This window comes from Kamptonema sp. UHCC 0994 (assembly GCF_029167235.1).
GTDB lineage: Bacteria > Cyanobacteriota > Cyanobacteriia > Cyanobacteriales > Microcoleaceae > Kamptonema.
This window is the reverse complement of record NZ_JARFTR010000127.1, coordinates 1-14078: the sequence shown is the minus strand read 5'-3', so window position 1 is coordinate 14078 and position 14078 is coordinate 1. Positions and strand designations below refer to the sequence as shown.

Here is a 14078-nt window from a genome sequence, read left to right as displayed (position 1 = left end):
CGCGATCGCTTTTCCGGTGAATTAAGTAGAACTAAAGCCAACCAAAAATAGATTGTTGAAAATAAGCAGCAAAACAGGTCGGCAGATTTTCCCGTTCAGTGCTTGTTTGCAGTCCGATCTGAGAAAACCGCCTAGATGCAACCTGATATTTTTGCGCGTCGGTATTTACTGAGATCCTGAACTCAGACTCAAAACTGGAAAATCAGGGGTTCGCAAAAGTTCAGTAAATTTACTGGGAGAATGGCGATCGCTACTCAGACAAATTTGTACGTAAATTCACTGGTAAAATCGACCCTTCCCTTCCGTAAAACTGCTGGATCTAGTCTTTCAGTCGTGTTGCACGTCATCAAAACTACAAGTTTTTGCTGAACTTGAATGCCATCTTCATCAATGACACTCTGATACAAGGTTCCGTCGAGTAAACTCAGAATGTGTTCAGTTTTGCTATTGCGCTGAGCTGCCTCGCTGGCACGATTTTGTGCCAAATTATCAGCTTCATTAATAATAATACAAATTCGCTCCAAATAGCTAGGTGGTACGAAATTTTCTACAGCATCGTGATCCAAAATAAAAATTACATACCCCAAAGGCATTAAAATTTCCTTAGCTACGGCTTGCGTCCAGGCAGTTTTGCCAGTCCCCGGTTCTCCGCTGACGAGTACGGCCAACTGACTGCGATCGAGAATTGCCTGCTGCACTGTGTCGGTAAAATTTTGGATATCAGGGGGAAATGTCCGAATTGGATATTGACTCTGAACTTGTCCAACGCGGCTTTTGTAACCACTGAGGATCACGGCCAGATTGTAAGTAGCTTTATTTACCATCGGCGCGATATCTTTAGACATCAAAGTATAGCGTCTACGTCCGCGATCGTAGTCATCTATTTGCAGCCAGCAGGAACGCTGGGGCCAAAAAGCATAAACAGTGCCTAAAATTTCCAAACGATCCCAACTCACAAACCGCTCTGTGGGGTAATAAAAATGCCGCTCCATAAAGCACTGAGTAATGATATCTGGCTTACCCAACAAAGCCAGAACCTTGAAAATTGTAATTTCCTGCAATTTATTGAGAACGTAGTCAATGGGAATACTATCGCGGCTGACTAATTGAGTCACAGGAATTTCTGTACTCAAAATGTCTTTATATCGATAATCTGGCCCTAATGGTTGCGGGGTGATATAGTTCCAGAATTCGTCAATTTCATAGCGCGTATTTTCTGAAAATACATTTAAAATATTTGCAAACCAGCTATATTGAACCCGACCCATAGCATCGGCGATGTCACTGGCTATATCAAGAGTTTTCTGAGTAAGTTCTAAGGGATCGTTAGTTGCTAAATGCAACAGGTAACTCAAGTTAAATTCTCTATATAAAGGTCGCCAACCGGCTCCCAATAGTCCTCTACTTTGGGGGTGATTTTGGAGAGAATTGTCTTGGCGATCGCTAAAGTATCCTGAACCCATTATTTCCAATCCTCGGTACTAAATTTAAAAAATTTAATTTTCACTCAGGTTAAATAGCTGGACAAAAATAAACAATGTCATTGCGAGCGAGGTGAGGCAATCTCAAAGCCTTGTGATTGCTTCGCTTCACTACTTTTCGCTCGCAATGAAAGGGCTACATTTATTTATATCTGACTACTTAGTTTTAGATATTCAGGCGGAACGCACTCGACTAGCCAAACTCCATTTTCTGAACAGTAAAATGTATAACCTCGATCGTACATTGCTTCGGTAGCTATAATGAAAACGACTGGTAAACCGTGCCTTGCCCCAACTTTGTGCGCTATTTCTATACTAGCAGATAGGTGAACGTGGTTTCGCGACATTTTACAAATTCCACTGTTGAGGATAGACTCGACTGCACCTTTTCCAGTTCCGTGATACAAAATATCAGGAGGAACAGCAGGATCTAATTTTAAATCGATCTTTACACTATGTCCTTGGTTAGCGCGAATTAGAGTACCTGTGGAGTCAAAAGAGAACCGTTGTTTGTCATTTTGTGCGACTACTTGTTTAAGTTCTGCCAGTTCAATAGGGAATTTTTGAGCATTGCTTGCAGCTAGGAGTTCATCGATAGCAACCCAGCCGCCAGGAGCTAGTTCAATACCGAGGCAATCTGGTGTGTGCCGAAGATGTTTACTGAGATATTTGCTAATTTTAACTAACCGAGAGTTGTTCATATATAGCAACCGCCAAGGCGGTTAGGGGCGCTTAGGCTAGGGGCTAGGGGGATGCTCAGGAAAGAAGGAAAGAAGGGAATAGAATCAGCACTGCGATTGTGCGTAAATCCCGATAATGTAGTGGTTTTATACTACATAGCATTTCCGAAGTTGTCAAGATCGGAGAAAAATTTATTTGATTGACTTTTATCTTTAATTGTGTATGTAATTGATGTGCGATCGCTTGCAGTCGGTAATTCAAAACTCCCGATTATTCCTCAGTTTTCTCAGTATTGCCGCCTTTTACCCAACCTTCGCGATCTTCCTGTTCGATGCGTACCCGTTGCCACTGTTTATCCGGCGTATCTTCCAAAACTACTACCTTTTCCTTATAAGCAATACCCCCAATCCGGTTCGAGTCCCGTGTCGGACTATCCCGCAAAATTAACCCAATAGGCTGAGTCACGATCGCGCGGTAAGCGCCTGGTTCCAGCGGCTTCGGTGAGGGGGTATCGCTAGAGGCTGGTTCTGGGTTCGACGCTGCTGTTAACTTTGGCTTGGCGATCGCAGTCTGGGAAGTTTTCACCTCATTGGGGAATGTTGGTCTTTCAGGTAAGGCGCTTAGTTTAGCAGCAAAATAAAGTGCAGCCGCCACACTCGCACCAGTCAGAAGCACAATTGCTAACAGAAAACCTACAATAAATTTGAATAAACCAGATAAACTCATAAAACTGTTAGTGGTTAGTTGTTAGTTGTTGGTTGTTAGTGGTTAATGATGTTTTAATTTTAGTTGGTTGGATGGTTGGGCGTTTTTCTTCTAAGCTTAATTTTACATCATTGGGTTGAAGTTTGCTAGGAGTGGGGATCGGATCGAGGGCAAAACTCCCCCAATCCTTTTGATAGAAAGCTGTTGGCGGGATAGGCTCTAAAATTATTCAGGCTTTTCTCCAGCGATCGGGAATAGCAATCTGAGCAGAAATGTGGAAGTAGAATTAATAAAAACTTATCGAAACTCATTCAAAAATATGCTTCTGTCTCTTTCGTTACAATTTAGTCAATTCCTAATTGCTGAAGTTTGCTTATGTCAAAACTGGGAACCTATAGATACCATAGATATCCAACACACACCAGAAGGAATGAATTTTTTCGATGGATGTATAGTGATTTTTAACCTCGTGAGCAGTATTATTAACATAGTAGAAGGTTTTTTTAATATGCTTTCATGCTTCCTGGAATTAATTGTTGGATGTGGTTAATTTCAGCATCCTGGTTTTACTATTTATCTCCTCCTTTTCCTGGTTGAGTGGTACGACTGAAAAGATACTGTGCTTTAGCAATAAATAGGAAATTCAAAACGGTTAGGTAAGGTCATTGTTGATACTTGCCTCTATCATCCCTGAATCCTACGGCTTAAACCCCCATATCTCGAAGCTAATCTAGCTTTACCCGCTGCGGCCCAATCTTGCAGAAATTGGATTTGTTCTTGCGCGGTTCTAGCTAAAGGAACCATCTGACTAGCAGCTTCTAAAACATCATCCGTCGCGAAATCACGATTTTGACTAAAACCAATGTGCATTGCTTCAATCAAAGTTTGCTCGATTTCCGCCCCTGAAAAATCGGGAGTTTCATAAGCCAAGCGCTCTAAATCATAGTTTTTTAAACTCTGTGGCCTCAGCCTAGATAAATGCACTTCAAAAATAGCACGTCGCTCTTCTTGATTCGGCAAACCCACGAAAAATATCTCATCAAATCGACCTTTTCTGAGCATTTCTGGCGGTAAAGACTGAATATTATTAGCAGTAGCTACAACAAAAACGGGGGAAGTTTTTTCAGCCAACCAAGTAATAAAAGTCCCGAACACCCTGCTAGTTGTACCTGCATCTCCTTTACTATCAAAACCAGCAAAAGCTTTGTCAATTTCGTCAATCCAAAGTACGCAGGGTGCAAGTGCTTCTGCTAACTGAATCATTTGCCTAGTGCGAGATTCCGACTCGCCGACTAATCCCGCAAATAGTCTGCCAACATCCAATCGTAATAGAGGTAAATGCCAATGGTGAGCGATCGCTTTTGCAGTTAAAGATTTGCCCGTTCCCTGAATACCTACTAACAGTAATCCTCTCGGATGGGGTAAGCCATACTGTCTGGCTTTTTCCGAAAAAGCACCTCCGCGTCGCAGTAACCATTCTTTAAGATTATCTAAACCGCCGATGTCTGAAATATTTTCACGGGCTGAGTAGAAATCTAAAATCTGAGTTTGGCGGATAGTTTGGCGCTTTTCTTCTAAGATTAATTCTACGTCATCGGGTTGAAGTTCGCCACGAGTAGCGATCGCCTTAGCTAACACCCGCCGAATCCTTTCGATAGAAAGTCCTTGGCATGAACGCACCATTTCATCCAACAAGCGCCCTTCTACAGGCTGTCCAGTAGCCATTAACAGCCGTTCTACCTCAATTTTGATTTCCGCAGCCGTTGGCAGCGCAAACTCTAAAACTGTCAATAATTCGCCCAGGTCATCGGGAATAGCAATCTGAGCAGAAATAATGACAATATTCTTAGGTTGAGATTTCAGGGATCTGGCGAGATTGCGAAGCTTGCGGGAAATCGAAATATCTTCTAAAAATCGTTGGAAGTCCCGTAAAATGAAGATTCCTGGAGCCGAGGCGGGCAACTTTTCCAGAAATTCCAAAGCTTGTAGGGGATTGCGTTTACCAAAGCCGAGATCGTTGGGATTGCCTTGGTAGCCATCGACAAAATCCCAGATATAAACGGCTCGATTTCCCAGATTTTTAGCAGAATGCGCGATCGCAACTTCTGCCCGTTCTTCCTCCCGCGTGGGAATGTAAATTACAGGATAGCGCGATCGCAGTAGCAGTTCAAACTCGTTACTAAAAGTGGACATTGCTAATTGTTATTTGTTAACTGTTAACTGTTAACTGTTAATTGTTAACTGTTAACTGATTTTCTAAGAGAATTGATGTACGCATTAAGCTTTGGGGATAGCTCATCTAGTAAAGGTCGCAATTGGTTAATCTGTTCTTGAGTTAAAAGTTGCCGCGCACAAGCTAGTCTTAACCAATGCCTCGTCTCATTGAGTGACCCTCTAGCAATTTTAACAAATCGTTGGTTATCTTGATAATTGTAACGACCATTTCCTTCAGCAATATTAGCACCAATGCTGTCAGCCGATCTGACCAGTTGCTTGCCAATAGTATCTTGAGCAAAACGATCCCATTTTTCAACAATAAACCAAATTTTGTTAGCAATTTCCTCTGCCAACTGGTAAACCTTTAGATTTTGGAAACTTTCCGTCATGCCACTTCTTTCAGTTATTAACAGTTAACCGTTAACCGTTAACAGTTAACCGTTAACCGTTAACAGTTAACCGTTAACCGTTAACCAGGTAATTGCTTTTTTAGAGCTTCCAAAGATGCCCATCGAGCATCAGACAAAGGTTGCGATTTCTCGGAATCTGTTAGTTGAATGCCCCGGCACTTCGAGTCACACAACTTTCTTAGTGGCATTTCCAGACATATTTGCTGATACAACCAATCTCCCGCCTCAAAATAGCCGTTAGGAGATAAAGTTTCTACCAAATCTTCTAGATCTACTTCAATTTCTCCACTTTTTGACTCTATTGGATTTGCTGCTTCATCCAGCCAAATCATTTCCGAAGTATTAACTGCCAAACGGTGATTGTATTGTTTTAAACATCGATCGCAGGTGAGAGTAACAATTGTTTCTGCCTTCGCCCTGACATCAAGATAAGTCCCTTGGTGCGTCACTCGTAAATAACCCCTGACAGGCGTAAGAGTTTCTAAATCCGGCAGTAACTCTTCAAACTGAATTTCCTCTTTCTGCTCTGTTTTTTTGAGTAGATGGGGGATATAAATTGCATCCATCTTAATACCTCGCCCTTAATACCTCGCCTTCCTCTTGCGATTTAGGATTTGGGATTTGCGATCGCGTTCAAATCTCAAACCCCAAATTAACTCAACGCAGCCGCACGACTAAACGACGGTCTGGCTCTTGTCCTATGCTATAAGTTTCTAAATCGTCACATTCACTCAAAAGGCTGTGAACTTGACGACGTTCTGCCGAAGAAAGAGATTTGAGCTCAAATTGTTCTCCTGTCTGCCGCACTTGTGCTGCTGCCTTTTCTGCGATCGCTTGCAATTCTTTGAGGCGATGCAATCTATAGCCATTTAGTTCTATTGTGTAACCAGTTGGCTCAACTTCCTCCTCAGAGATGTTGACAATGGTGTTGCATAGATACTGAATTGCATCGATTGCCGAACCCTCATAACCAATTAGAATTTCAATTTGAGCTGGTGTTAGGCTGCTGTCATCAATAGTCAACCAGTAGCCATCTTCTTGATGGCTAGGGATGACATTTGATGTAATTTTGGACAGGCTGAGTAGTTTTTCTAACCATTTCTGTCCGCGCTGTATTTGATTCTCACTCATGGTTAGTATTAAGCCTTCTTCTTAGTACGTCCCGGCTCAAAAGGAAGTGCATCTTCTCCCTTATCTTTCTTTGTTTTCGCCTCAGCTTCGTCTACTATTTTCTGTAGATTGTCCGGTAATGGTTCCCGTGACAAAATGAAAGCCTGGACGGTTTGAAAGATGTTAGCAATCAGCATATACATCAACACACCTGCTGGCAGGGGAAAGAACAAAAACATCCCAGAAAATATTACGGGAGTGAGTTTGTTAATTGTCGCCTGTTGGGGATTATCATTCGGCCCTTGAGTTTGTCCAGAAAGGGTTTGGTTGACATACAAACTGATACCAAAACCTAGGATCATCACCAGAATATCCCAGTGAATCTTGCCATCTGGATCGATCGCACCGACACGGCCGAGGGCTTCAATAAATAGAAATCCTTTGTTTGTTGCCAAACCAGGGATCGTGCCTTGAATCGTTGCATCTCCGGGTTCTAGAGCTGTAATGTTCCCTTGTTCATCCACTTGTACCCGCTCTTCCCCTTTGATTACTTTCCAATGGGGTGCAAGTGTATTTTGATCGTATTCTGCTGCTACAGCCGCTAGCGGTTTACCCTCAACTGTTTGAAACTCTAGGTGGGTTTTTTCCCCAACTCCAAGTTTGTCTCCCCCTGGAAGTAAGCCGATAATTGGAGCGTGAACGCTATCGGCGATGTAAATATTTTGAGGAGGAGTTGCAAAAGCTTGCGGTTGTACCCGTTCGATCTGTTCTTGGGGCAGGATTTGGAGGTTAACGGTATAGTTAACATCAGAAAAAGGCGAACCTCGCAAAGTGGCAAATAAGGCAAATAGCACTGGCATTTGTACCAATAGCGGGAAACATCCAGCTAAGGGGTTGCCAAACTCTTTGTATACTTTGCTCATTTCTTCCTGCTGTTTGGCAGGATTGTCTTTATGGAGCTTCTGAATTTGCTCAACTCGCTCTTTCATCAATGGCTGCGCTACTTTCATGCGGCGCATATTGCGAAGGGAGCCTGCATTTAGCGGGTAAAGGGCAAAGCGAATTACAAGCGTCAGAGCTACGATCGCTAAACCGTAACTAGGCACGATCCCGTAGAAAAAATCTAGGATCGGCAGCATTAGGTTATTGGAGAGAAACGAGATACCAAAATCCATTAGCTTTGATTTAACTTAAGTGCTCTGAGTTTTCTAATTTAAAGTAGCTACAATCCTGTGGGGATTAGTAGGTTTTTAGCTGACAGAAGGCAGCCTATTATAGCCTAAAACTAAGGCTTCCACCTCAAGATTTGTTACTTGGCGGTCGTGAGGCTGGCTTTTTGAGCTGCTGGAGACAGTTTTTCATTTATGTAATCGTAGATTTCTCGAAATCTAGGAATTGCCCGGAGTTCTAAGCGTCCACCGTTTTTGAGGGTGACTACCATATCTCCGTAGCTGCCGAAACCGCGTGGCACTTTTACTATTTTGACAATTTCTGAGTAAACTATGTCGGTGCGATCGCCTCCCATCCAGCCGCCTGTGACTGATATTCGGCGGTTGGTGATCCGATAGCGCAGCCATAGCGATCGCACTATGGCTCCTACGGCTAGGGGTAAGCCAACGACAGTCATACCTAACAGTAGGTTGATAATCAAGTCTGCGATCGCTGGCCCGCCTTCATAAAAGACTTCCTCTTTAATTCCCATTTAGCACCTCCGCTTCTACCAACAACTGCTCTAATTCTTGCAGAAATTCACCATAATTGCACTCTTGGGCTGTGGGCCGGACTACGATTACTAGATTCCACCCAGGTGAGAGCCGGGGCAACATCTGCCGCAGGGCGGCCCGAATCTGTCGCTTAATCCGGTTGCGGACAACTGAGCGTTTGCTAACTTTCAGGCTAATAGAAATGCCGATGCAGGTTGCAGGCAAGGATTGCAAGTCTGTTTGCTGCTGAGCTGAGCCGGCTTTATTTGAGTGCCGCAGAGCTCTTAATGTCAGGTGGCGGGAATTGCGGCGAATTCCTTTGCGGTAAACAGCGCTGAATTCTTGTTCGCGCCGGAGTCGGTTGGCTGGGGGCAACATCGGGGTTGGTGGCAGAAACCTGGTTTCACAAAAGGCAACATTTAAGCTGCGTTTGGCACGAGAAACCCGGTTTCTGGTAAGGCGTTGCCATTCGCGAGGAGTTGCTGTCTAGACGGCTAAGCGGTGACGACCTTTTTTGCGGCGGGCGCTGATTACGGCTTGGCCGTTTTTGGTTCGCATTCTGGCGCGAAAACCTGATGTTCTTTTGCGTTTGCGGCTGGTTCCATGTAAGGTTTGCTGTGTCATCCCGATTCCTCCCGGCGAGCTTGTTTAAATTGCGTTAAAAGTCACAATCTTTGATTTTACTCTATTATGGCGTTAGTTTCAAGTGTAAAATTTGTATTTTATATATTTGGGTTCTAATTAATGTTGAGTTCGCTTATGATTTTGATGGTTATGATGGAAAAGTTCTAATTTATACCATTTCCGAGTTACCAGATATGATGAGATAATTGTATGATTAATATTAGGTAATTATTATGACAACTAATCCTAACTCCGAGCCGACGCTGACAGATGTTCTTGAAAAACTAGATAATCTCTCGACGAAGGTTGAGACACTATCAACTGATGTTGAAAGATCGAATGACAAGTTTGACAACTACCAGAAAGCTACACAGTGGGTTGTACAACTTGCTTTCAGTTTGATTGCCAGCGCTACTATCACTGTAATTATCACTTCGGTTCTTCGCAAATAAGAGTAGGACTTACAAATAATTGTTTGTAATACCGTCGGCAGTTTTACAGGTAATTCGTAAGTCCTATTACCTTTCTCTAGAGCCTACTGAATGCTCAAAATCCAGGTGCCAATGTAACGGAGTAAAGGTGCGTCGCCAGGGGTACGAATGCGAGCGTTAAAATTGTACATTCCGCCATTAGTAGGATTTTTGACATTGGAGAGTACGATCTCAACGTTGTTACCCGCTGGAATCGGTTCGATGGGATAAATTTCAATCAAGTTATTTTCTTTATTCCAGAGTACCTCTTGCAGTGGGACTGCTTTGCCCTTGATGCGGACTTCGATGTTTTTGGTATCGAATTCACCTTTGTAGTAGTTGGGATAAGATATCGCTAATTGTGCGATCGCTAAAGGTAGTTTTTTAGCTGGAATCCGCAGCCGGTAGCGATCCCACATTCCGACTGTGCCGTAGTCCAAGCGGAAGTTCAACTGGTTTTGACGTTCTGGGCCGCCAAAGATGGTGAATCCCGGCATCCCTTGCCCTAAGCTGATGGCAGGTAAGCCTGTCAACAAGAAACCTGTCATTGCTAAAGCTGAAAATAAGCGCCGCATATTTTTTTCCTATTCGTCTCTCTTAATTGTATAATTTTACAGTTTACTTTTAAACTGGCAGGATAATTATATCTGCGGAGCTTAACTTTAGTCACGTTGGTGTTAGGACTCTAAGGCGATCGCGATCGTAGCAACGCCAACCTCATCCATTGTTCGCACTTCGTCATTTTAGTAAAATGGTTAAGGTTCAATTGCTAAGAGCTCTTCAGCCACTAATCCTTTCTGAATAGCAACAACAGCCGCCTGAGTGCGATCGCGCACTTCCAACTTTTGCAAAATCGCGTGAACGTGAACCCGTACCGTCCCCGAAGCAATGTACAATATTTGAGCTATTTCTTGATTGCTTTTACCCGCCGCTACCAGTGCCAAAATTTCTTGTTCTCGCTTAGTTAGCGGATTTTCTAATTCAGATTTAGGCACGAATTTTGACTCATTGCTAGTAATTGACGACCTAATTTCCGTAGTTGCGGCCTTATCCCACCAAGAAGCACCCGCCGCTACTGAACGAATTGCCAAAACTAAAGTTTCTGCGGCAATTCCCTTTAAGCAATATCCCTGAGCTCCCGCTGCAATTAACCGCTCAATTAGCGGTTTTTGGGAATGAGAAGTTAACACCAGTACGGGAATTTCTGGATGTCTTTCCTTAATTTGTCTGCAAGCTTCAATCCCTCCAATTCCCGGCAATCCAATGTCAAGAACAACGACATCTGGCAAATGTTCCTGAGTTAATTCTACAGCTGTTTCACCATCTTCCGCCTCCGCAATCACTTGCAAGCATTGCTCTTGTTGCAACCTCGTCTGGAGTCCCAGGCGAAATAATTCATCGTCCTCAACCAGTAGAATTCGTAGAGTGTGAGCAGGTTTCATAAGGTGGGATAGCGGGTAGTCGAAATCCAAACAAAGCGCCGTGAGGTAATCTGTTTTCTGCCCAAATTATACCGCCATGAGCTTCAATAATTTGGCGAGATAAGTATAGTCCTAACCCGGAACCTTTGGCTTGGCGATGGCTGTGTCCTTGATAAAAACGCTCGAATAAATAAGGCAATTCGCCATCAGTAATTCCTGCTCCAATATCGATAACTTTAACAACTTGATAAGCTGCATCAGACTCCATTACAATATCTACTTTACCGCCGCGAGGCGAATGATTAATCCCGTTAGTAAGTAAATTAGAAAAGACGCGAACTAATTGCAGAACATCCCCATTTACCCACAAAGCACGGCGAAAATCTGACGCTCCATAGCTAATATCAATATACACCCGCCGCGATGCTGATAAATCTCTTAGTTCAGTAATTACCTCTTCTGCCAAAGTAACCAAATTAACAGGTGCAATTTCTAAATTTAATCCTTCGCTATCGTTGCGATAGACATCTAAAAGCGTTTCTACTAATTGTAGAGTTGTGCGGTGCGATCGCGCCATCGTCTCCAGAACTTTTTCCCCAGCAGGCGCAACAGCGCCAAATTTCCCTTGCTGAAAAGCTTTGATAGTTTCGATCGCACCCAACACCGGTGTTTTCAGATCGTGGCTTAAAGTCGAGACAAAATCCTCTCGCATACTGGCTAACCGCTGTTGAGATTGCAATTCCGCCTTGGCTTGAGCGATCGCTTCTTGGTACTGCTGGTTGCGATCGCTCAACCACCCAGTCACCCCCAGCGCCATCACCGCGATCAGCCGATTAGCCACCGTCGCTAGCTGTATCGGGTATCTGTGGGGCACAAACAAATTTAACAGCGTTAACCCCCACGCAATCAGCACAACTTGTAACTTAGCTAACCGACTAAAGCGGGAATTTGCTAATAAAATCGGCCCCGTGTATAAGTAACCGAATACATACTCGACTGGCGTTGCAAACTCCAGCGCAGCGACAATAATAAATAAGCTAACAATTAGCCAGCGTAAATTCAAATGCGGCTGGTGAATTGCCAGTGTTTTTTTGATACTTGATAAGCGATGTAACATCTGAGTTTAGTTGTACATAAGTGCCACTATCACAGTCTATTGTAAGCTAAATAATTAGCGTTTAGACTACATCTATATCTCCAAGTATAGCTCTTGATTTCCGTCTAAACGTTATTCTATAGCTCAAAATATAGGCAATATAGCTATAACTGGCCAACCCTAGTTTATATCTTCAGGCTAATTATCAAAACCACTCTAAGTCAGTATATTGATCGTTAAAGGTAAACCATGCTGTCGATCCAAACGCAGTTATTTATGAGCCTTGTAAAACCTACCTCGATAACTAGAATTTACATTAAAGAAAACTCATCCGGTTTTGTGGTCTTCTTTTAGAAGCCAATTACCGAGTGAAACAGCCGATAAATCTAACGAAGACTTTTTACACAGCTATGTTGCCAGGATTAATTCAGATTGCATTCACGCTAATTATCTTAGTAATTATCTCGCCTTTCTTCGGAAACTATATGGCGCGGGTATTCCTAGGAAAAAATACATTTCTCGACCCCATTGCTACACCCTTCGAGAAAGTAATTTATAACGCAGGCGGCATCGGCCAAGATTCAATGACAGGTTGGCAGTATATCCGTGCTTTGCTGTATAGCAATCTTGTGATGGGAATTTTTGTTTATTTAATCTTCGCGCTTCAGGGAATATTACCTCTGAATCCTACCAATTTGAGTGCGCCAAATTGGGATACATCGCTGCACACTACTATTTCATTCCTCACTAATACTGACCAACAGCATTACTCAGGTGAGACAACTTTTAGTTATTTATCTCAGTTAACACTGGGGTTTTTAATGTTTACCTCAGCCGCTACGGGTTTGGCAGTAGGGATTGCTTTTATCCGAGGACTAACTGGCAGACAATTGGGCAATTTTTACGTCGATTTAATTCAGTCAATCACCAGAATATTACTGCCTATTTCTCTCATCGGCGCAATAGTTTTGATAATTGCTGGTGTACCGGAAACCCTCGCCGGGCCAGCAACAGCAACAACCCTAGAAGGCGCAACTCAAATAATTGCTAGAGGCCCAGTTGCCCATTTTGAAATTATCAAGGAGCTAGGCGAGAATGGCGGAGGATTTTTTGCCATCAATTCTGCTCATCCGTTTGAAAATCCCAACAATTTTACTAATCTGCTAGAAACTCTAGCAATGGTTTCTATTCCTGCCGCCCTGATTCATACTTACGGAATCTTTGCTAATAATAGAAAACAGGGGTGGTTAATTTTTGGAATGGTATTTATTATCTATATATTCCTAATTGGAATTGCAGCATTTGGCGAGTACCAAGGTAATCCTCAAGTCAATAGTTTATTAGACAGTACGGGCGGTGCCCCCGTGCCCGCCCCCAATTTAGAAGGCAAAGAAGTTAGATTTGGCTGGGCACAGACTGTTTTATGGGCTGTAACTACTACTGGGACAATGTGCGGCGCTGTCAACGGAATGCACGATTCTTTGATGCCTTTAGGCGGTTTTGTTACTCTGTTTAACTTATTCCTACAAATTGTTTGGGGTGGACAGGGGACGGGAACGGCTTACCTATTTATCTATTTAATTTTGAGCGTGTTTCTCACTGGTTTGATGGTGGGAAGAACGCCTGAATTTTTAGGTAGAAAAATTGAGAAACGTGAAATTGTTTTAGCCAGCGTTGTGCTGCTAGTTCACCCGATTGCGATTTTAATTCCTGGTGCTATTACTCTCGCTTTTTCTGATAGTCTGAGCGGTATTAGCAATGCAGGATTTCACGGTATATCGCAAGTAATTTATGAATATGCTTCTGCTGCTGCTAATAATGGTTCGGGTTTTGAAGGCTTAGCAGATAGTCAACCGGCAACTACAGGATTGTGGTGGAATTTGAGCGCCTGTTTTAGCCTGTTAGCAGGTCGCTATATTCCAATTATCGCCCTGTTGTTGTTAGCAGATAGCATGACTAATAAACAACCAGTACCCGAAACTACTGGAACTCTGAGAACAGATACGGTTTTATTTACTAGCGTTACAGCAGGAGTAATTTTGATTTTAGGTGCGCTAACTTTCTTCCCAGTTTTGGCTTTAGGGCCGATTGCGGAAGGATATAAAATTAGCAGCGGTCTGTAAATTAGCTCGTAACGCCGCCCTCTGGGCGGTAAATTAC

16 protein-coding genes are annotated in these 14078 nt (G+C 43.1%); 2 read left to right on the top strand and 14 right to left on the bottom strand.

Features of this window, described 5'->3' with window-relative positions; translation table 11 throughout:
* Positions 1 to 254 precede the first annotated feature (254 nt).
* The 11 genes from PY364_RS12340 to rpmH form a co-directional block, all read right to left on the bottom strand.
* Positions 255 to 1463 carry an AAA family ATPase gene (locus PY364_RS12340; RefSeq protein WP_275522869.1) on the bottom strand — a complete coding sequence of 403 codons (1209 nt, stop codon included), beginning with the start codon at positions 1461 to 1463 and terminating at the stop codon, positions 255 to 257.
* 164 nt (positions 1464 to 1627) lie between these two features.
* On the bottom strand, positions 1628 to 2182 hold the full coding sequence (locus tag PY364_RS12335) for an RNA 2'-phosphotransferase (RefSeq protein WP_275522867.1): 555 nt from the start codon (positions 2180 to 2182) through the stop codon (positions 1628 to 1630).
* 250 nt (positions 2183 to 2432) lie between these two features.
* Positions 2433 to 2888, bottom strand: a complete 456-nt coding sequence (locus tag PY364_RS12330) for an SH3 domain-containing protein (RefSeq protein WP_275522865.1) — start codon at positions 2886 to 2888, stop codon at positions 2433 to 2435.
* A gap of 663 nt (positions 2889 to 3551) precedes the next feature.
* Positions 3552 to 5060, bottom strand: a complete 1509-nt coding sequence (locus PY364_RS12325) for an AAA family ATPase (protein ID WP_275522863.1) — start codon at positions 5058 to 5060, stop codon at positions 3552 to 3554.
* A 44-nt stretch (positions 5061 to 5104) separates the two neighbouring features.
* The gene (locus PY364_RS12320) at positions 5105 to 5473 is read right to left on the bottom strand and encodes a four helix bundle protein (protein WP_275522861.1); all 369 of its coding nucleotides are present in this window, start codon (positions 5471 to 5473) and stop codon (positions 5105 to 5107) included.
* A gap of 80 nt (positions 5474 to 5553) precedes the next feature.
* Positions 5554 to 6060 carry a YceD family protein gene (locus PY364_RS12315; RefSeq protein WP_275522859.1) on the bottom strand — a complete coding sequence of 169 codons (507 nt, stop codon included), beginning with the start codon at positions 6058 to 6060 and terminating at the stop codon, positions 5554 to 5556.
* A 91-nt stretch (positions 6061 to 6151) separates the two neighbouring features.
* Positions 6152 to 6625 carry a R3H domain-containing nucleic acid-binding protein gene (locus PY364_RS12310; RefSeq protein ID WP_275522857.1) on the bottom strand — a complete coding sequence of 158 codons (474 nt, stop codon included), beginning with the start codon at positions 6623 to 6625 and terminating at the stop codon, positions 6152 to 6154.
* Positions 6626 to 6633: 8 nt separating this feature from the next.
* Positions 6634 to 7779 carry a membrane protein insertase YidC gene (gene yidC / locus PY364_RS12305; RefSeq protein ID WP_275522855.1) on the bottom strand — a complete coding sequence of 382 codons (1146 nt, stop codon included), beginning with the start codon at positions 7777 to 7779 and terminating at the stop codon, positions 6634 to 6636.
* A gap of 134 nt (positions 7780 to 7913) precedes the next feature.
* Positions 7914 to 8306 (bottom strand): PH domain-containing protein, encoded by a 393-nt coding sequence (locus PY364_RS12300; protein ID WP_275522853.1) that lies wholly within the window; start codon positions 8304 to 8306, stop codon positions 7914 to 7916.
* Positions 8296 to 8685, bottom strand: a complete 390-nt coding sequence (gene rnpA, locus PY364_RS12295; protein ID WP_275522851.1) for a ribonuclease P protein component — start codon at positions 8683 to 8685, stop codon at positions 8296 to 8298. The genes PY364_RS12300 and rnpA overlap by 11 nt, the downstream gene beginning before the upstream one ends.
* A gap of 108 nt (positions 8686 to 8793) precedes the next feature.
* Complete coding sequence (gene rpmH / locus PY364_RS12290; RefSeq protein ID WP_007357971.1) at positions 8794 to 8931, bottom strand: 50S ribosomal protein L34; 138 nt, start codon at positions 8929 to 8931, stop codon at positions 8794 to 8796.
* Positions 8932 to 9164: 233 nt separating this feature from the next.
* Between rpmH and PY364_RS12285 the strand changes: the two genes are divergently transcribed.
* Positions 9165 to 9383, top strand: coding sequence for a hypothetical protein (locus tag PY364_RS12285; RefSeq protein ID WP_275522849.1), 219 nt, complete (start codon positions 9165 to 9167; stop codon positions 9381 to 9383).
* Positions 9384 to 9466: 83 nt separating this feature from the next.
* On the opposite strand, the gene PY364_RS12280 is transcribed toward PY364_RS12285, so the two are convergent.
* From PY364_RS12280 to PY364_RS12270, 3 genes are all read right to left on the bottom strand, one after another.
* Positions 9467 to 9976: a DUF2808 domain-containing protein gene (locus PY364_RS12280; RefSeq protein ID WP_275522847.1), complete on the bottom strand. Its 510-nt coding sequence runs from the start codon at positions 9974 to 9976 to the stop codon at positions 9467 to 9469.
* A gap of 180 nt (positions 9977 to 10156) precedes the next feature.
* Positions 10157 to 10843, bottom strand: a complete 687-nt coding sequence (locus PY364_RS12275; protein ID WP_275522845.1) for a response regulator transcription factor — start codon at positions 10841 to 10843, stop codon at positions 10157 to 10159.
* Entirely contained in the window at positions 10806 to 11939 is a 1134-nt protein-coding gene (locus tag PY364_RS12270) for a HAMP domain-containing sensor histidine kinase (protein WP_275522843.1), read from the bottom strand. Before PY364_RS12270 ends, PY364_RS12275 begins: the two co-directional genes overlap by 38 nt.
* Before the next feature lie 389 nt (positions 11940 to 12328).
* Here PY364_RS12270 and kdpA point away from each other — a divergent pair, with 389 nt between their 5' ends.
* Positions 12329 to 14041: a potassium-transporting ATPase subunit KdpA gene (kdpA, locus tag PY364_RS12265; protein WP_275522841.1), complete on the top strand. Its 1713-nt coding sequence runs from the start codon at positions 12329 to 12331 to the stop codon at positions 14039 to 14041.
* The last annotated feature ends 37 nt before the right edge of the window (positions 14042 to 14078 follow it).

What these genes read in the sequence shown, in the direction of transcription:
- PY364_RS12340 (WP_275522869.1), bottom strand. Translation starts at nt 1,463, where the DNA reads ATGGGTTCAGGATACTTTAGCGATCGCCAAGACAATTCTCTCCAAAAT.
- PY364_RS12335 (WP_275522867.1), bottom strand. Translation starts at nt 2,182, where the DNA reads ATGAACAACTCTCGGTTAGTTAAAATTAGCAAATATCTCAGTAAACAT.
- PY364_RS12330 (WP_275522865.1), bottom strand. Translation starts at nt 2,888, where the DNA reads ATGAGTTTATCTGGTTTATTCAAATTTATTGTAGGTTTTCTGTTAGCA.
- PY364_RS12325 (WP_275522863.1), bottom strand. Translation starts at nt 5,060, where the DNA reads ATGTCCACTTTTAGTAACGAGTTTGAACTGCTACTGCGATCGCGCTAT.
- PY364_RS12320 (WP_275522861.1), bottom strand. Translation starts at nt 5,473, where the DNA reads ATGACGGAAAGTTTCCAAAATCTAAAGGTTTACCAGTTGGCAGAGGAA.
- PY364_RS12315 (WP_275522859.1), bottom strand. Translation starts at nt 6,060, where the DNA reads ATGGATGCAATTTATATCCCCCATCTACTCAAAAAAACAGAGCAGAAA.
- PY364_RS12310 (WP_275522857.1), bottom strand. Translation starts at nt 6,625, where the DNA reads ATGAGTGAGAATCAAATACAGCGCGGACAGAAATGGTTAGAAAAACTA.
- yidC (WP_275522855.1), bottom strand. Translation starts at nt 7,779, where the DNA reads ATGGATTTTGGTATCTCGTTTCTCTCCAATAACCTAATGCTGCCGATC.
- PY364_RS12300 (WP_275522853.1), bottom strand. Translation starts at nt 8,306, where the DNA reads ATGGGAATTAAAGAGGAAGTCTTTTATGAAGGCGGGCCAGCGATCGCA.
- rnpA (WP_275522851.1), bottom strand. Translation starts at nt 8,685, where the DNA reads ATGTTGCCCCCAGCCAACCGACTCCGGCGCGAACAAGAATTCAGCGCT.
- rpmH (WP_007357971.1), bottom strand. Translation starts at nt 8,931, where the DNA reads ATGACACAGCAAACCTTACATGGAACCAGCCGCAAACGCAAAAGAACA.
- PY364_RS12285 (WP_275522849.1), top strand. Translation starts at nt 9,165, where the DNA reads ATGACAACTAATCCTAACTCCGAGCCGACGCTGACAGATGTTCTTGAA.
- PY364_RS12280 (WP_275522847.1), bottom strand. Translation starts at nt 9,976, where the DNA reads ATGCGGCGCTTATTTTCAGCTTTAGCAATGACAGGTTTCTTGTTGACA.
- PY364_RS12275 (WP_275522845.1), bottom strand. Translation starts at nt 10,843, where the DNA reads ATGAAACCTGCTCACACTCTACGAATTCTACTGGTTGAGGACGATGAA.
- PY364_RS12270 (WP_275522843.1), bottom strand. Translation starts at nt 11,939, where the DNA reads ATGTTACATCGCTTATCAAGTATCAAAAAAACACTGGCAATTCACCAG.
- kdpA (WP_275522841.1), top strand. Translation starts at nt 12,329, where the DNA reads ATGTTGCCAGGATTAATTCAGATTGCATTCACGCTAATTATCTTAGTA.